15 protein-coding genes are annotated in these 15,445 nt (G+C 50.4%); 3 read left to right on the top strand and 12 right to left on the bottom strand.

Features of this window, described 5'->3' with window-relative positions; all coding sequences use genetic code 11:
• A partial coding sequence (locus tag ACE41H_RS18225) for a transposase (protein WP_375356961.1) occupies positions 1 to 359 on the bottom strand: 359 nt, incomplete at its 3' end.
• A gap of 367 nt (positions 360 to 726) precedes the next feature.
• Between ACE41H_RS18225 and ACE41H_RS18220 the strand changes: the two genes are divergently transcribed.
• Positions 727 to 2,241, top strand: a complete 1,515-nt coding sequence (locus tag ACE41H_RS18220) for a hypothetical protein (RefSeq protein ID WP_375356960.1) — start codon at positions 727 to 729, stop codon at positions 2,239 to 2,241.
• Positions 2,238 to 2,681, top strand: a complete 444-nt coding sequence (locus ACE41H_RS18215; RefSeq protein ID WP_375356959.1) for a discoidin domain-containing protein — start codon at positions 2,238 to 2,240, stop codon at positions 2,679 to 2,681. Before ACE41H_RS18220 ends, ACE41H_RS18215 begins: the two co-directional genes overlap by 4 nt.
• A 52-nt stretch (positions 2,682 to 2,733) precedes the next feature.
• On the opposite strand, the gene ACE41H_RS18210 is transcribed toward ACE41H_RS18215, so the two are convergent.
• The 11 genes from ACE41H_RS18210 to ACE41H_RS18160 form a co-directional block, all read right to left on the bottom strand.
• Positions 2,734 to 3,333: a response regulator gene (locus ACE41H_RS18210; protein ID WP_375356957.1), complete on the bottom strand. Its 600-nt coding sequence runs from the start codon at positions 3,331 to 3,333 to the stop codon at positions 2,734 to 2,736.
• On the bottom strand, positions 3,330 to 4,466 hold the full coding sequence (locus tag ACE41H_RS18205; RefSeq protein ID WP_375356955.1) for a sensor histidine kinase: 1,137 nt from the start codon (positions 4,464 to 4,466) through the stop codon (positions 3,330 to 3,332). The genes ACE41H_RS18210 and ACE41H_RS18205 overlap by 4 nt, the downstream gene beginning before the upstream one ends.
• A 77-nt stretch (positions 4,467 to 4,543) precedes the next feature.
• Positions 4,544 to 5,599 carry a Delta(5) desaturase DesA gene (gene desA / locus ACE41H_RS18200; protein WP_375356954.1) on the bottom strand — a complete coding sequence of 352 codons (1,056 nt, stop codon included), beginning with the start codon at positions 5,597 to 5,599 and terminating at the stop codon, positions 4,544 to 4,546.
• A gap of 155 nt (positions 5,600 to 5,754) precedes the next feature.
• Complete coding sequence (locus ACE41H_RS18195) at positions 5,755 to 6,939, bottom strand: ABC transporter permease (protein WP_375356953.1); 1,185 nt, start codon at positions 6,937 to 6,939, stop codon at positions 5,755 to 5,757.
• Complete coding sequence (locus ACE41H_RS18190) at positions 6,923 to 8,272, bottom strand: HlyD family secretion protein (RefSeq protein WP_375356952.1); 1,350 nt, start codon at positions 8,270 to 8,272, stop codon at positions 6,923 to 6,925. The genes ACE41H_RS18195 and ACE41H_RS18190 overlap by 17 nt, the downstream gene beginning before the upstream one ends.
• Before the next feature lie 76 nt (positions 8,273 to 8,348).
• Entirely contained in the window at positions 8,349 to 8,861 is a 513-nt protein-coding gene (locus tag ACE41H_RS18185; RefSeq protein WP_375356951.1) for a MarR family winged helix-turn-helix transcriptional regulator, read from the bottom strand.
• Positions 8,862 to 9,078: 217 nt separating this feature from the next.
• On the bottom strand, positions 9,079 to 9,951 hold the full coding sequence (locus tag ACE41H_RS18180) for a carbohydrate ABC transporter permease (protein WP_375356964.1): 873 nt from the start codon (positions 9,949 to 9,951) through the stop codon (positions 9,079 to 9,081).
• A 39-nt stretch (positions 9,952 to 9,990) separates the two neighbouring features.
• Positions 9,991 to 10,872, bottom strand: coding sequence for a carbohydrate ABC transporter permease (locus ACE41H_RS18175; RefSeq protein ID WP_375356950.1), 882 nt, complete (start codon positions 10,870 to 10,872; stop codon positions 9,991 to 9,993).
• 35 nt (positions 10,873 to 10,907) lie between these two features.
• Positions 10,908 to 12,236, bottom strand: a complete 1,329-nt coding sequence (locus ACE41H_RS18170) for an extracellular solute-binding protein (RefSeq protein WP_375356949.1) — start codon at positions 12,234 to 12,236, stop codon at positions 10,908 to 10,910.
• A 116-nt stretch (positions 12,237 to 12,352) separates the two neighbouring features.
• Positions 12,353 to 13,153 (bottom strand): response regulator, encoded by an 801-nt coding sequence (locus ACE41H_RS18165; RefSeq protein ID WP_375356948.1) that lies wholly within the window; start codon positions 13,151 to 13,153, stop codon positions 12,353 to 12,355.
• Positions 13,116 to 14,912 carry a cache domain-containing sensor histidine kinase gene (locus ACE41H_RS18160; protein WP_375356947.1) on the bottom strand — a complete coding sequence of 599 codons (1,797 nt, stop codon included), beginning with the start codon at positions 14,910 to 14,912 and terminating at the stop codon, positions 13,116 to 13,118. Before ACE41H_RS18160 ends, ACE41H_RS18165 begins: the two co-directional genes overlap by 38 nt.
• A 255-nt stretch (positions 14,913 to 15,167) precedes the next feature.
• Here ACE41H_RS18160 and ACE41H_RS18155 point away from each other — a divergent pair, with 255 nt between their 5' ends.
• Entirely contained in the window at positions 15,168 to 15,434 is a 267-nt protein-coding gene (locus ACE41H_RS18155; RefSeq protein WP_375356945.1) for a hypothetical protein, read from the top strand.
• Positions 15,435 to 15,445: the final 11 nt, after the last annotated feature.

Here is a 15,445-nt window from a genome sequence, read left to right as displayed (position 1 = left end):
TCCGTAACATAACGGTTTTCTCTTGAACCGATTTCCTTGAGTCGTTTTCGAGCAGAGGGGGTTTGTCTCATCTGAAGTTGTTTGCGTAAGACTTTATACTGGCCTCGTTTGTGTTTCACTGTTCGTCCAGGATAAAACGTCGTCTGGTTTTGAGTGTCGTAGGTGGTGGCGAGAAAGTTGATTCCCAGGTCAATTCCTACCATGTGATTGACCTTTGTAAGATCCAATTCAGAGAACTCTTTGGTCATGGAAATATGCAAAAACCACTTCTTATGTTTGTACACGAGCTTGGCCGTACCCCACTTCCATGTGCCATCAAAGAAGTGCTGCATGCCTCGTTTTTTGTAACGAAGCTTCACTCGTCCGTCCAGTGTATTTACGCTAAACTTGTCAACGTTCAAAGAGTAATCTCGATGCCATACCAGATCATATTCAGGACGTTTGAATTGGACCAGGTTCCAATCGTGCCAGTTGGCTTTTCAAACCAAAACGACTTCGCAGCTCTCGATAATACAAGTCATGGAGTGCACGCTTGGATTTTTGCTGTAATGGTGGATATCTGATTCACCTCTTTTCACTGCATTTAAAGTATAGCACATGCTCTAGTGAGCCAAGGTTAAATTCTCATGACGAAAGGAGGAAGCATGGACCTTTCGGCATAAGGGCTACCCATGGTAGCCCTTATGCCGAGCGCAATTCCTCACACGACTAAAGTCGCGTGTGTCCATGCGCGGTTATGAATTTACCCTTTATCACAATGGCGCCGTGGTAGGCTCAGGAAATCAGTGGACGCAGGCCAACACTTTTAATTTGAATCTGCAGCAGGGCAAAAATGTGATCGCCGTCAAGGCGACCGATCTTGGAATGCAGGCGGGACTGCTCGCTGATCTTGTATACCAGCAAGAAAGCATCGTTTCCGATTTTAACTGGAAAACGACGGCCACCCATACCACCGGATGGGAGCAAACCAATTTTAACGATTCCGCCTGGCAGCACGCCACCGATTTCGGAATGTACGGCATGTCTCCATGGAATAAGCAGGTCGCAGGAATGCCGGACAATACATCTGCCCGCTGGATATGGATCGGAGATACCTACAATAATCCTGCAGTTAAAGAGGCCTATTTCCGCATGGAGTTCACGGTGTCTGCCGATGGTCTTGATATCAGCAATCCGATTACAAACGTAGGCGAATTCGCCAATGTGCAATATGAGCTAAAAAGCAACATTCCTATGCCAAGCCTGATCAGGCAGAAAATAGGCATTACAGGAGACATGTTTACTGAAATCCCTGCAACCGGCAGCTTCTCGATTACTGCGGCTGAATATGCACAACTCTCGTCCACACTTGTAACCAATCAAATTTACCTGGATGAAGCGACCGACCAATCCATTAAAATTACCAAGGTGGCTGCCATCCTTACTTCATCCGGTTATGTTGTCGAGTACGCCATCCCCCAATTTGAAGAATTATTTGAATATTACAGCATTCCTGAACAAACCGTCACGTTTGATCAGAGCAACCTGGTCTATCCATCCGGCGGCTCCATTGTCTCCTTCTCAGATGTCTCATCCTCCGTCTATAGTGACGTTCCATCAGCAGTCTATTCGGATGTCCCCTCATCTGTGTACACGGACATGGTTACATTCGGTGCCGATGATTTCATATCCTGCAGCAAATCCGGCTCTGACTTCGTCTGCAATTTCAAAAAAGAGCTGATCAACCAAAAGAGCGGCGGCAAGGAAACTCTCGTGGAAGCAGGCGGGACGCTGACCCTCAAAGCTCCAAAGCTCAGGGGAACTTACAAACATAATAAATTTGATCTGAAATTCACTGCAGGTGAAAGCGCCAATGTGTACGTTAAAGGCAAGGCACAGTTTGAAAAGGAAATTAAAGTGCCGCTTTACGGATTGGAGCTGGATGCCGGAAAAGTGGGAATGGCGACGGTTGGCATCTTCCTTGTCATCGGCATTGACGGAAACGTCAGCTTTGAATTTGTTGTCGACCAGGGTTATTCCCTTGAAGCAGGAGTGAAAGGAAAAAACTTCTTATACATCCCTCGGCTTGGCACCATTAAGCCTTACAGCAGTGTGGACAGGCATTTAAACGTTACACACCAGATTGAAGGCACATTAACCGCCAGAGCAGGCGCACAGGCGGAAGTGGGGTTAGAGGTGCTCGGTATCAGTCTTGTGGGTGTCAAAGTGTTTGCGGGAATCGAAGGTGAGGGAACCTGGTGAACCTGAGAAAAGAGCCGTCATCCGGCAGTTCAACCAATCTGGCATTAGGGGCAACGATTACCGCCGATTCCACCTATCCCGGATATTCGGTAACCAGGATCAATGATGGAGACCGCAACACAACGGTCGGCGGTGCTTATAGCTGGGCCAATGATAACAGGACGCCCCTGCCTCAATATGTAACGGTGGAGATGCTCAAGGCAGCCAGCATTAACCGGATTGATCTGTATACCTCTGCCGAATATCCGCTGGCCGATTATGATCTCGAGTATTGGAACGGATCGGCCTGGATCAGCCTCGTGAAGGTAACCGCCAATACGGAAACGTACAGGACACATTCATTTGCAGGCGTACAGACCTCCAAGGTGCGGGTGGTCGCCCGCAAAGGCCCTTCCCATCAGCTTGGTTATGTCCGTATCAATGAGCTGGAAATCTGTTAAACTTGTAAAACACATATAGAAAGATGCCGTCTTACGTTCGAGACGGCATCTTTTATTTAAACCAGCCCTTATCCTTAAAGCGGGTAATGGCCTCGATCCGGTTGCTGACATTGAGCTTGTCGAGGATAACCGAAATATAATTGCGGACCGTGCCTGCCGTCAGAAATAGCTCACCGGCAATCTCTTTGGTCGTCTTGCCTTCAGCAATCAGCATCAACACTTCCTTCTCCCTGTCGGTCAGCGGATTCTCTTCACCGAATGTTCCGTCTACCAGCTCGGGAGCATATATTCTTCGTCCGGCCATAATGCTTCGGATGGAGAATGCCAATTCCTCACTGGGGCTGTCCTTCAGCAGATATCCATGTGCGCCTGCCTTCAATGCCCGTTCAAAATAACCTGGCCGTGCAAAGGTCGTTAGAATCAGCACCTTGCAGCCGAAGCCCTTCAATTCCTCCGCCGCCTCCAGCCCACTTTTAAGCGGCATCTCGATATCCATGATACAAATATCCGGACGGTGTTGATGTACCAGCCTTACGGCTTCCTCACCGTTTCCCGCTTGGCCGACGACCTTCATATCCTCTTCCAAATCCAGCAGGGAAGCCAGAGCCCCGAGCAGCATTCGCTGGTCTTCGGCGATTACAATCGTGATCATTTCTCTGCCTCCTTTACCGGCTGCTCCAGGACATTGGGGACCTGTATGACCAGCTTTGTGCCGTTGTCTGAACGAACATCTATACTTCCGTTCACAAACTCAAGGCGCTCTTTCATGCCACGCAGCCCATTTCCCCGGAAATAAGAAGTCTCCTTAGGCAGGCCTGTTCCGTTGTCTTCCACTGTTAGTGTCAGTTCAGTTCTAGACGGCTCGATCCTGACGTAACAGTCGCTCGCAAAGCTGTGCTTGACAATATTCGTCACTGCTTCCCTAAGGCACATGCTCAGCACGTTCTCATTCAGCAAGGAAACATTTGTAAGATGGGGATCACCCTCTACAGTAAGCGTGATTTGGGCCGCCTTCAGCATTTGCCGAATACGGGAAATTTCATCCTCCAGACTCGTTCCCCGCATCTCGGTAACCATATCCCGTACTTCCTTCAATGCATTCCTGGCTGTCTGACGCACATCCTCGATTTCGGCCTTGGCCCGTTCCGCATCCTGAGTGATCAGCTTGCCTGCCAGGTCACTCTTCAGCCCGATCAAGGACAGCTTCTGACCGATCGTGTCATGCAGATCCCTGGCAATCCGCTGACGCTCCTCCAGCTTGACCAGCTCGGAGATTCTTTTGTTCGCGTTATTCAGTTCTCCCAGCAGACGGTCGCTTTTATTCCGGGTATATGTGGTGACAGGCAATAGAATAACCCCGATGGTACTGACCAGAACGAAAGGCAACTGTGAAATGAATAACGGATTCCGTGAAACGAAGCCGTAATTGATCGTTGCGATGGTCGTCACAAGATGAATCGTGTATAACGTGACAAAACCGGCCCGGTTCCGGATATTCCCGATAAAGAACGCCAGAAAGAGTGAAAAATACACATACCCGAACAAAAGCGTCATCGTAATGGAAATCAAAATTTGCATGCTGGTCCAGAAGTATACGAGCCAGCCCTTTGACAGAAAAGACAGAACATAACAAGCAAAAAAAGTGATAATCATAATACAGCCCAGTACGACCTGATACGTAGAGGACGAACGAAATATAAAGTAGAATGGGAGAATGTACAGGACAACCCATACATATGGGCTAAGCCCCGTGCTGCGGTGAAAAATCTGATACCATTTCTGCATTGCTGTCCTCCCTGTGCCGCGCGTTATAACTGAACCGTTTAGCGTTTCAATCATTTTAACACAATCTCGGCAGAGGATTATTCTCCCTGAACATTAGGTTTGGTGATTAACCGATTAGCCGCGGCATCGTGATGACGTGCTTTCCGTTTCACACTGCTGTAGCCTACAAAAGTTTTCCTCTCCTCATCCCACAGCCGGAATCGCAGCGATTGCAGACTTGTTCGAATGGTGATGGTCGTCGCTTTTTGCAGCGGAGGCGCGGCATGATGGGCCTTTTCCAAGTTGTAGTTCGGTACCTTCGGACTCAAATGGTGAACATGATGGAAGCCGATATTGCCCGTAATCCATTGCAAAGGCTTCGGCAGCTTATAGTAAGAACTTCCTTCCACCGCCGCGTTCACATAGCTCCATTCTTCATCATGCTCAAAATACGATTCCTCAAACTGATGCTGCACATAAAACAACCAGATGCCCAGCATACCTGATACAAAAAAGATTGGCACCTGCACTAGCACAAAGGCTTGCCAGCCGATAGCCCAGCATAACAGGGCATATAAAATAACAATGGAAACATTGGTGATGTGGGTATTTATTTTCTCTTTGCGTTTGGCTCCTTTTCGATTAAACCGATGTGAAAACAGAAACACATACACTGGCCCGGCAACAAACATGATAAATGGATTACGGTACACACGGTATGCCGCTCTTGTCCAAAAGGATGCCTGCGCATATTCCTCAACCGTGAGCACCCACATGTCTCCTGTTCCCCTCTTATCCAGGTTGCTGCTCGTCGCGTGATGGATCGCGTGTGTGTTCTTCCACTGCACATATGGACAAAGTGTAATAATGCCTGTTATGGTACCCAGAATATCATTGGCACGACGGCTTTTGAAGAAGGACTGATGACCGCAGTCGTGGAAGATAATGAACGTGCGTACCACAAAACCGGCCGCGAGGATCGTAATGGGGAGTGTGAGCCAATAGGATACGGCAAGGCTTAAATAAGCCGCATACCAAAGCACGATCAATGGTATAAAGGTATTCGCAAGCTGGAATAAACTCGACTTCTCATTAATTTGTTCATACGGGGCAACTTTCTTTTTCAGACTGGACAGGATGTCATTTCGGCTCATACGTGGTTCCTCCTCCATATTGTCGCAAGCGCTGCCGTTTTTTAAACCACCGGATGCACTCTATGACTCTGTATCTATCATAGATAAAAGCATCCGGTGGGGGTAGTCGCAAACGTCAATACTGGAGTATGACAAATGTCATATCGTTTTTTCCTTTAGGAATGAGCCATAGTCTGCTGCTGTGGGACTGACACGTCATTCTCTCTCACTTCAACCTTGCTCAGCTTCCTTTTTTCAACTGCCATCAACACTAAAATGATGGCTGCAAAAGCGCTCAGTAATATGAGGATACCACCCAATTCTTGAATAAAGTAACGAAGCTCGCCGCCTCTGAATCCCATACCGCGCAGAAATTTGAAATGCCAGGTCAAAGGCAGAATGTTGCTGACCACCTGCAGCGGACCAGGAAGCATGGAGACCGGCAATTGCGCTCCGCTCAGCAGGAAGGAAGGCATCATCAGAATCATGATTCTGCCGGATGCTTTCTCCGGAGTGGGGGCACTCCAGCCAACCGCCATCGCAAACAGGCTGAGTGTTGTCGTATACAGCATAAACGGAATCAGCATATCCAGCAGACCCGCTTCAAACCTTAGCCCGCCAAGCTGCTTGATCAAACCTATGGACAGGAAGAACGAGATGCACCCGACCAAAGCGTAAGGCAGTACCCGCAGCAGAATCCCGACAGGATGATTCATTTCCTCCTGCAGACGCCCCTCTGACCGCAGCCGGGGAACGATGGCCAATGCAGCACCGCCGATCAGGGACAACATCACCGTATTCACAAAACCCATAACTGAGCTCATCATCGTGCTGTTGGTCGGATTATACAGCAGCCGTTGCTGCACCACCATATTAGAGGTCATGCCTGAAATCTGGCTGTCGGTCAAACCGGAGGCCTTCAAGCTCCCGGCAGCAAGCACGGCATTCTCCGCCGTGATCACTTCCGTTACACCCGTCCGCAAGCTGGCTGTGGCCTGTGCGACGGTATTATCCACATAAAGACCGATATTGCTTTGTTTTCCCTGCAGTCTGTTGGCTTCCAGCCCGACGGGCAGATAGATGACTGCGGAAAATTGTTCGTTATAGAGCAGCATATCCGGATCGGTATCATTTTCAAATACTCTTTTTACATGGATATACTGAGAGGCGTCCAGCTTGGTCATCAACTGGCTGCTGTAGGCGCTATGGTCCAGATCAATTACAGCAACCGGCGCTTCATTAATCTGACTATTCTTGAACACATAACCAAACACAGCGGCTACCACAATAGGCACAAGCAGCAGAATAAAAACGGTCCTGCCGCCAAGCATATGCTTCCATTCATCAATCAGCGCTTTCATGCACTTGTACCTCCACCGTCATTCCAGGCAACAGATTTTCAGTACGCGGCACCTGCACACGGACCTGAAATGAGCTGGTATCCGCTTGGCCTTTGTCACGGCTCATTCTCATATTGGTATATTGCGGGGCAGATGTAATGTATTCCACCGTACCTTCGACATCCTTATTCAAGGCCACAATGTGTGAGGTTACTTTGGATTCGGCCTGGAATTTGGCGACATCCGCTTCTCCCACATAGAGATCGTAATACAAATCAGCTGTTTCGATCATGACAACCGTGGAGCCTGCAGATACATTCTCTCCAAGCTTAGGCACAACCCGCGTCACTTTGCCGTCTACAGAAGCCTTCAGCACCGTGCGGTCACGCTGCAGCTGCAGCGATTTCAGTTGAACCTGCAAAGCTTCCTTTTGCTTGGTCAGAAGATTCACATTGTATTTGCCGTTCTGGACCTCATCTCTGGATTTAGAGGTTTGGGTTAACGCTTCTTTGGCCTTCTCGGTCTTGAGACGGGCCTGCTCACGCTCCTCGGCAGTGGCTCCGGCCTGCATCTTCTGCAAAGCGGTCTGCTGCTGTGAAACCGTATTTTGCGCGATACCCGCCTGTTTGGACGCCGTAGCTACCGACGCATTGGCAATTTCGAGCTGATCCTGTGCCGTTTCGAGCGCAATCTTGGCTGAATCCAGCTCATTCTGGGCTTTGTCCAGTTCTGCCTGGCTGGCGACACCACTCTCTTTTAACGCTTTGACCCGGTTATAGCTCGTCTGGGCCAGGTCAAATGATTTTTGCCGGGACGTGACCGTCTTTTTAGCGATTTCGACGTTTTGCTTGGCTGTCTCCACAGCCGTCAAGGCATTCTCTGCAGATTGCTTCGCCGAGGCCACGGCCAGTTGCTGCTGCTGAATATCCTCGGCCCGCGCCCCTTTATTCACCTGAGTTTCGGCTGTTTGTGCAGCCTGAATGTCAAGCTGGGCCTGCTTCTCCGATTCTGTTATTTTATCTGCCTGGATACCAAGCGAACCCTTCGCTTGCGCAATTTGCACGTCCATCTGGGCAATTTGTGATTGCAGCTTTGCAATCTCCAGCTCTTTGTCCACCGGGTCCAAGGTCATTAGTACGTCGCCCTTTTTGACCCGCTGCTCTTCCTTGACGTTAATGGAGCTCACTTTTCCACTTACTCCCTGAAAAGAAGCGTTCACCGTATCCGCGGCAAGCAGCGTATCCTTCTCCTGTGCAGCCATGCTTACTGCATCCTTGCCGCTCATCGCCATTAAAATCCCGCCCGCACCCAGGGCGACGATCAACAAAATATAAGGGATAAATTTCTTCAACATATCTATTCTCCTTGTGAAAAAAATAGTTTATAAGACCTCATATAATACGACGTCGAACTATCTGAGGAAGAAAAGCTCAACTATTCCTGAACCTTTCCAATCCATCGCTAAGCTTATGCAGAAGTCTCACTAATGTCTCATGATCCTCCTCTGTAAAATCCTGCATTATACCCGCAACAAAAGAAGCATACGCAGGCACCGTGGTATTTATAAGCTCCATACCCTTCTCGGTCAGGTGAATGGCTGTCATTCTGCGGTCATTCAGGCTTGCCCGTTTGATTAAACCGTCACGTTCAAGACCGTCAATCACACTGGTCATCGTGGAGCGCGTAACCCCCGAATAAGCAGCCAGCTCCGATGGAGTCAAGGATTTTCTATACACAAACAAGGGCATCAAAATCTTCATTTTGCCAACCGAAAGACCGTGCTCGGACAATTTGCCGCTCATTTCATTGTATACTTCATGAGTTGTGTGTATATAAAACATCATGGTGCGCAGGCATCTCACTTCTAATTGTGGAAAATGTTCCGCCAGCTTCCGTACCCGCATATCCACTTCATCACGTTTGCGGTTGGCCTCAAAGTTCATTGCCACACTCCTTTCAAACATATTCGCCATCCCATAATACGACGTCGAACTAATTTCGGTCAAGATAAATGTTATGTAAATCTAACTATATACCGCAAATGCAACTTTAACACAAAAAGAGCTCTTGGCTGCAAGCCAGCAGAGCTCCTCGTCAGTATTACAACTTCATCCATCCGCTCCTTGAGTGCGTCCGTTGAGTTCGTCCGATTGGATAACGCTAACCTTTAACCGAGCCTGCCGCGATCCCTTCCACAATCCGGTCGCTCAGGATGAGGAACACCAGCAGAATGGGCAGGATGCTGATCATGAGCGTGGCGCCGATGGCTCCCCAGTCTGTCGTATACTGGCCGATGAAATTTTGCACACCGACTGTCAACGTTTTGTACTGATCCGAGCTGATAAAGGTATTTACAAAAATAAATTCATTCCAATTATAGATCATGTTGATGATCGCCGTGGTCGCCATGACGGAAGAGGTCATCGGCAGCACAATCCGGAAAAACATCCGGTTCACGGAGCACCCGTCCATCACCGCCGCTTCCTCCACTTCTCCCGGCAAAGCATAATAAAATCCGAGCAAAATCATAATCGTGGTCGGCAGATTAAAAGCGACGTAAGAGAGGATCACAGATAACGGATTATCCGTTAAATTCAGCTTCTGGAACATACTGAACAATGGAATCAGCGTGGAATGGACCGGGATCATCATCCCGACCATAAACAGCCCCAGCACGAAGGAGCTGCCCTTCCATCTCATGCGCGTGACCGCAAACGTGACAAAGCTGGCCAGCAGCACTGTGAGCACAAGCGACACGATCGTAATCCAAACGCTGTTCATAAAATAAGTGCCGATATTGCCGTTCGACCATACCTTGGCATAATTATCCCAATGCGGCTGCGGCGGCAATGCGAACGGGGGCAAATTAAACACTTCCTGATTATTTTTCAGCGAAAACAGCAGCAGCCAGATTAACGGCAGAAGCTGCAGAACGGCTGCGGCAATGAGAATAACGTACAGTAGAGCATATCCAGCCCGGTTCCATAATCCCCGGCTGCTCCCCACCTGCCGATTCAGCGCATGCTGCACCATCGTTCCTGATTTCATAAACGCTCCCTCCCTCCTTTCCACCTATGAATACTGAATCGTATCCTTGGTCGCCGTCACCTTGCGGATCACAAATGTCGCAGCCAGACAGATGAGCAGCAGAAAAAATGCAACAGCACTGCCATAACCGAAATCAAATCCGCGGAAGGCCTGATGATACATATAGGACGCCATCACTTCACTGGCCCCGTTCGGGCCGCCGTCGGTCATGACATAGATCAGGTCAAAATATTTCAAAGACCCGACAAATGACAGCACAATGGTCACCTTGATGACCTCGCTCACCAGCGGAAGCTTAATGCGCAGCGCGATCTGCAGCGGATTAGCCCCGTCAATCCGCGCCGCCTCAATGAGCGATTCCGGGATATTTTTGAGTCCGGCATAATAAATGAGGATATAAAACCCCGCATACTGCCAAACGATCGGAATAAACAGTGCAAACAGCACAATGGAAGGCTCCGCCAGCCAGGCCGGCGGATTTTGAATACCTACAGACATCAGCACCGTGTTCAGCACTCCATTGGTGGGATGATATATTTTCATCCACAGCTGTGCAATCGCCACCGAAGACAGCAGCATCGGAATGAGATAAATTTTACGCAGCAGGTTGGCGCCTTTGATTTTGCCTGACAGCACGAGTGCAATCAGCAGGTATCCGATCAGGCTGATGCCGGAAAACAGGGCCAGCAGCAGCGAATGGTACGCACTCTGCCAGAAGGCGGTATCCGCCAGCAGATCTTTGTAATTATCCAGCCCGACAAAGGTCATGGGAGAGATACCGTCCCATTCGTTCAGCCCGTAGTAGCCTGTCAGTACGATGGGAACGTAGATGACGGCCAGCAGCAAAAGCAAGGATGGCAGCACGTACAGGGCGATGATGAATTTGTTGGACATGACTTTATTCACGGCTTGGGTCCTCCTCTATTTCCGGCAGCCAGCCGTCAATTGCCTTTCTCCACTGCCTGCTTGTGCTCTGCTGCGAACTGCTGCGGCGTGACCGCTTTGCCGAACAAGGCCTGAATCATGTTGAGATGCACCTGGGCGGCATTCGGCTTCATCTTCACATCCGCAAACAGCGTGATACTGCTGGCATTATTCAGCTCGTTCAGCAGCTCCACATACAACGGTGGCAGATTCCCTTTGGAGGTGTCCACCTTGGTCGCCGGGATGACGCCCGCATCTGTCACGGATTGTTCGCCCCATTTTGCCACAAAATATTCCACAAACGCTTTTGCTTCTCCCTTCACCTTGGAGTTCTCCGCCACGAACAGGCCCACGCCGGGACCGCCCACCCAACTGTTGACATTGCCTTTGCCACCGTTCACGGTCGGGAATTTGAAAAATCCAATGGAGTCTTTAAATTCCTGTGGAATATCCGGGTTGGTCGTAAAATTCGGCAGCTCCCACGTGCCCATCAGATACATGGCCGCTTTTCCGTTCATAAACTCCGATTTGCCTTCATCATTGGACAGTCCGTTAAAGCCTTTGTTAAACGCATTCACATCCACCAGACTTTGAATTTCAGCCGCCGCCTGCACGAGACCCGGATCCTCGAACGAGCCGGTGCCGTCGATGGCCTTGGCCAGCGCTTCGTTCCCGGCGATGCGGTCTGCCAGATACATATACCAGAGCGATCCGGTCCACCGGTCTTTGTTGCCCAGCGCTATCGGTGCGACACCCTTGCTGGCAAGCGTTTGCACCACCTGCTTGAATTCATCGTAGGTCGTGGGCACCTGCAGATTATATTTTTCAAAAATGGCCTTGTTATAATAAATAGGCGAAATGTTCAGCTCGATGGGCAACGCATAGGTTTTACCGTCCACTGCATAGGCTTCGGTCGTTCCTGCCACAAACTTGTCCTTAAGCTGCTCCCCGTTAAGCAGATCATCGAGCGGTGTGAACAGGCCGCCTTTCACGTAAGGCTCCATGAATCCGGCTGCCCACGTAATGCCGATATCCGGCAGCTCATTGGAGGCGGACAGCACCTTCAGCTTGTTTTTGTACTGCTCGTTTTCCAGCACCTCCTGTTTAATGACCACGTTCGGGTGGTCCTTCTGGTACTGTTCGATAATCTGGTTGACCAGCTTGTTCTGCTGTGCCGAGCTTCCGGCTGGCCATAGATGCATCATGTTGAGCGTAATTTTGTCGCCTCCGCCGCCAGCCTGCGAATCGCCACCCCCGGCATTTTCTCCCGCTCCACCGCACCCTGACAATACCAGCATCAATGCGAGCATAACGATAATTCCTGCAAACACTTTGTTTTTGGACATTCCCAAATCCTCCCCCAGTGTTATTACAAGCTTTTAAATGTAACCGCTATCAAAAATTATTTTAGCACCGGGTTTACGCCGCTCACAGACCACGGCCATTGGCAATAACTCCACTATTATTGGATTTCTTCCGAACGGTCCGCCATCTGCTGTCTGTACCGGCTCGGGCTCACCGATTCCAGCTCCTTGAACACTTTAATAAAATATTTATCCGTCCGGTACCCCACCCTGTTGCCGATTTCCATCACCGAGAGCCGGGTTTGCAGCAGCAGTTCCTTGGCGCGCTGAATCCGCAGCCGGGATACATATTCACTGAAGGGCGTTCCTGTCTGTTCTTTAAAAAGCACGCTAAAATAGCTGGCATTCAGATGAAGGCGCGCCGCCATATCCGCCATCGTTAACGGTTCGTGGATGTGCTCTTTAATATAGTCCAGCGCTTCCTTTACCGGCTCGCTTAAAGCGGCCTCCCTGCCGCCGACCTTCAGCAGCGCGGGATCCACCAGCTTCTCCAGCTTTTCATGCAGCTCCCGCTCCTCCTCCAGCCTTAACGCCTCGCCGGTCGCCTTCAGCAGCTCCTGCTTGTCAATCGGCTTCAGCAGATAATTGACGGCCCCCAGTCGCAAAGCCTGCTGGACATAATCAAATTCCGCATATCCGGAAATGACCACAATGCACGGCTTGCGTGTATGACCTTGCAGGGAGCGGATCAGATCCAGGCCGCTGATCTCGGGGAGCCTGACATCTGTAATCAGCAGGTGAAAGACCTGCTGCCGCAGCTTATCCAAGGCCTCCACCCCGTTCTCCGCCGTTTCGATCCGGTACTTTCCGCTGCCTGCGGCCTCCAGCGTCTGCTTGATGCCCTGCCGAGTGCGCGGCTCGTCATCCACGACCAATATCGTTTTTAGCGTCAGTTCCATGCCCGCCGCCTCCATTTTCATTAGGAATGTCAAATGAAATCACCGTACCTGCGCCAGGCGAGCTCACGATATGCAGGCCTTGGATTTTGCCGTCCGCCCTCGCGTAATATAGCTTTAACCGCTGCTGGACATTGGCCAGCCCCATGCCGGTACCTTTCCCGGCAACAGACGGCCCTCCCTGCAGGGCTCTGTATAATGCTGCACATGTATCCCGGTCCATGCCCGGGCCGTTGTCCGATACGGTCACTCTTGTCCAGCCCTGCCGCACAGAATGTCCGATCCGCACCTCGACAACTCCGTTTCCTCTGCTGCTCTCCACACCATGCAGGATTGCATTTTCCACGATGGGTTGAATGAGCAGCTTCGGAACAGGCACCGCAGCGTATTCAGGGGGCGTATCAATATGCCATGTCAGACGCTCACCCAGCCGCATCTCCATAATCTGCAGATACCGCCTGATGTGCTCCGTTTCCTCACCAATGGTTACCCATCCGTCTCTGCCCTGTTGATCAATGGTATAGCGGAACAGCCTGGACAGGGACACCATCAGCCCTGCCAACTCCTCCTCCCCTTTTTCCTGCAAGGACCAGTTGAAGGCCTCCAGCGTATTGAACAGAAAATGGGGATTGATTTGCGCCTGCAAAGCCTTCAACTCGGTGCGGCTCTGCAGCACCTCTTTCTCGTATACCACCCGGATTAACTCATTAATATTGGTAATCATGGCGTTGTACGTATGGTTCAGCTCCCGCAGCTCCAGTGCGGCGGGAGACTCGGGCTGCAGCGCCAGCGCGGCGGGGCGGGATTTGCGCATGGCTCGGATCAGGCGGCTGATCGGCCGGGTAATCATGGTGGAGAGAAGAAAGGACATCATCAGGAACAGCAGGGTGCCGATGACACAGGAAACCAGCATGATCGTCCTAAGTACCGAAAGGCCTTCCGTAACGAAGCTCACCGGGGTAAGCACCAGCAGCGTCCAGTTCGTTCTGTCCGAGTACTGCTCTACTTTGACATATTCCCGGTCCCTGAATTTCACCGTCTGGCCGCTGCTGTTTAATAACCCTAACAGATCGGCGGCCGGGAACCCTCCGTTGCCCACAAGCTCCCCTTTTTCGTCCACGAGCAAGATGGACTCCCCACTGCCGCTTCCGGCCATGGGATCATTCAATTGAAAGTAGCTGCGCTGTACGCGGGCGATCAGATATCCACCGCGCGAAAACCAACGTTCCAGCAAGCTGACCTGACGGATGGCCAGCAGTGACTGCGGGTCATCCGGATCGGTGCCGATCCAGACCAAGCGCCCTTTCTGCCGGTTGGCCTCCGCGATATAACTGCGATCAATACGGCTGTCCAAAGTCCCTTCCCGCAGCGGAAAGAGCAGGGTGCCATCGGCATCGTACAACTCCAGCGATCCGACGCTGGGCATGTAGGCCTGGTAGCTGAACATAATCTGCAGCAGGGATTGGCGCTGACTGAACGTGACCTTCCGGCCGCCCAGCTCCTCCAGCAACAGCTGCTGCACTCCCTGGTGATTGGCCACCTGCTCCGTCAGGCCGTCAATTTGCCCGATCAAGGCATCCAGACGCCCGTTGGCCTGCACCGCCGTTTGCTGAATGTGCCGCTCCGCGTTATTTTTCAACACATAAGACACTCTATTGTAAATGAATGCCCCGGTCACCCCGATCATGATCACCATGACGAAGAAAAAACCGATAAAAATCTGATTGCGCAGTGTATTCAGGTTTTTCCATCTTTCCCCCATCGGCTTCGCCCTCTCAAGTCTCGTTATCTCACAAATAAATATACACGAGAATAAGTGATAGCGATTACAAAATATTTCCCTAGTACTTCCCATCCCTTAGGACGAGGGCGAAGAACTAATCGACTAAGAAATCGCCATTAATGAAGGGAAAATTTACTTGCCTCATCCCGTTGGATACGATAGGCAGAGTCTATTATTATGGGTTCCTCCATCAAGCAACGAATGCTATAATACGCTTAAAGGAGTGATTCGACTATGGAAGCAGAACAAGTCCTCAAGATGCTTGAGACCGTTTTAGACGCTAAGCTTGAACCCCTCAAGCAAGAATTGACCGATTTGAAGCAGGATATTAGTAGTTTGCATAGCAAATTGGACTTGCTCGCCTCCGAACAACCGGATGATACCCTAGCTTTGCTGCAAATCATGAATACAAAGCTGGATAGTATTCAGAAGGATGTTGAGTTTACTTTTTTTAAAACTTCGAAAAATGAGCTGGAGATCAATCGATTAAAGACACAGTGAAAGGCAGCAAT

The organism is Paenibacillus enshidis, from assembly GCF_042136365.1.
GTDB classification, from domain to species: domain Bacteria; phylum Bacillota; class Bacilli; order Paenibacillales; family Paenibacillaceae; genus Paenibacillus; species Paenibacillus enshidis.
The sequence above is the reverse complement of the archived record's forward strand: the minus strand, read 5'-3'. Positions and strand labels throughout refer to the sequence as shown.

What these genes read in the sequence shown, in the direction of transcription:
- ACE41H_RS18155 (WP_375356945.1), top strand. Translation starts at nt 15,168, where the DNA reads ATGGAAGCAGAACAAGTCCTCAAGATGCTTGAGACCGTTTTAGACGCT.
- ACE41H_RS18160 (WP_375356947.1), bottom strand. Translation starts at nt 14,912, where the DNA reads ATGGGGGAAAGATGGAAAAACCTGAATACACTGCGCAATCAGATTTTT.
- ACE41H_RS18185 (WP_375356951.1), bottom strand. Translation starts at nt 8,861, where the DNA reads ATGAACTTTGAGGCCAACCGCAAACGTGATGAAGTGGATATGCGGGTA.
- ACE41H_RS18210 (WP_375356957.1), bottom strand. Translation starts at nt 3,333, where the DNA reads ATGATCACGATTGTAATCGCCGAAGACCAGCGAATGCTGCTCGGGGCT.
- ACE41H_RS18195 (WP_375356953.1), bottom strand. Translation starts at nt 6,939, where the DNA reads ATGAAAGCGCTGATTGATGAATGGAAGCATATGCTTGGCGGCAGGACC.
- ACE41H_RS18180 (WP_375356964.1), bottom strand. Translation starts at nt 9,951, where the DNA reads ATGGTGCAGCATGCGCTGAATCGGCAGGTGGGGAGCAGCCGGGGATTA.
- ACE41H_RS18205 (WP_375356955.1), bottom strand. Translation starts at nt 4,466, where the DNA reads ATGCAGAAATGGTATCAGATTTTTCACCGCAGCACGGGGCTTAGCCCA.
- desA (WP_375356954.1), bottom strand. Translation starts at nt 5,599, where the DNA reads ATGAGCCGAAATGACATCCTGTCCAGTCTGAAAAAGAAAGTTGCCCCG.
- ACE41H_RS18190 (WP_375356952.1), bottom strand. Translation starts at nt 8,272, where the DNA reads ATGTTGAAGAAATTTATCCCTTATATTTTGTTGATCGTCGCCCTGGGT.
- ACE41H_RS18165 (WP_375356948.1), bottom strand. Translation starts at nt 13,153, where the DNA reads ATGGAACTGACGCTAAAAACGATATTGGTCGTGGATGACGAGCCGCGC.
- ACE41H_RS18170 (WP_375356949.1), bottom strand. Translation starts at nt 12,236, where the DNA reads ATGTCCAAAAACAAAGTGTTTGCAGGAATTATCGTTATGCTCGCATTG.
- ACE41H_RS18220 (WP_375356960.1), top strand. Translation starts at nt 727, where the DNA reads ATGCGCGGTTATGAATTTACCCTTTATCACAATGGCGCCGTGGTAGGC.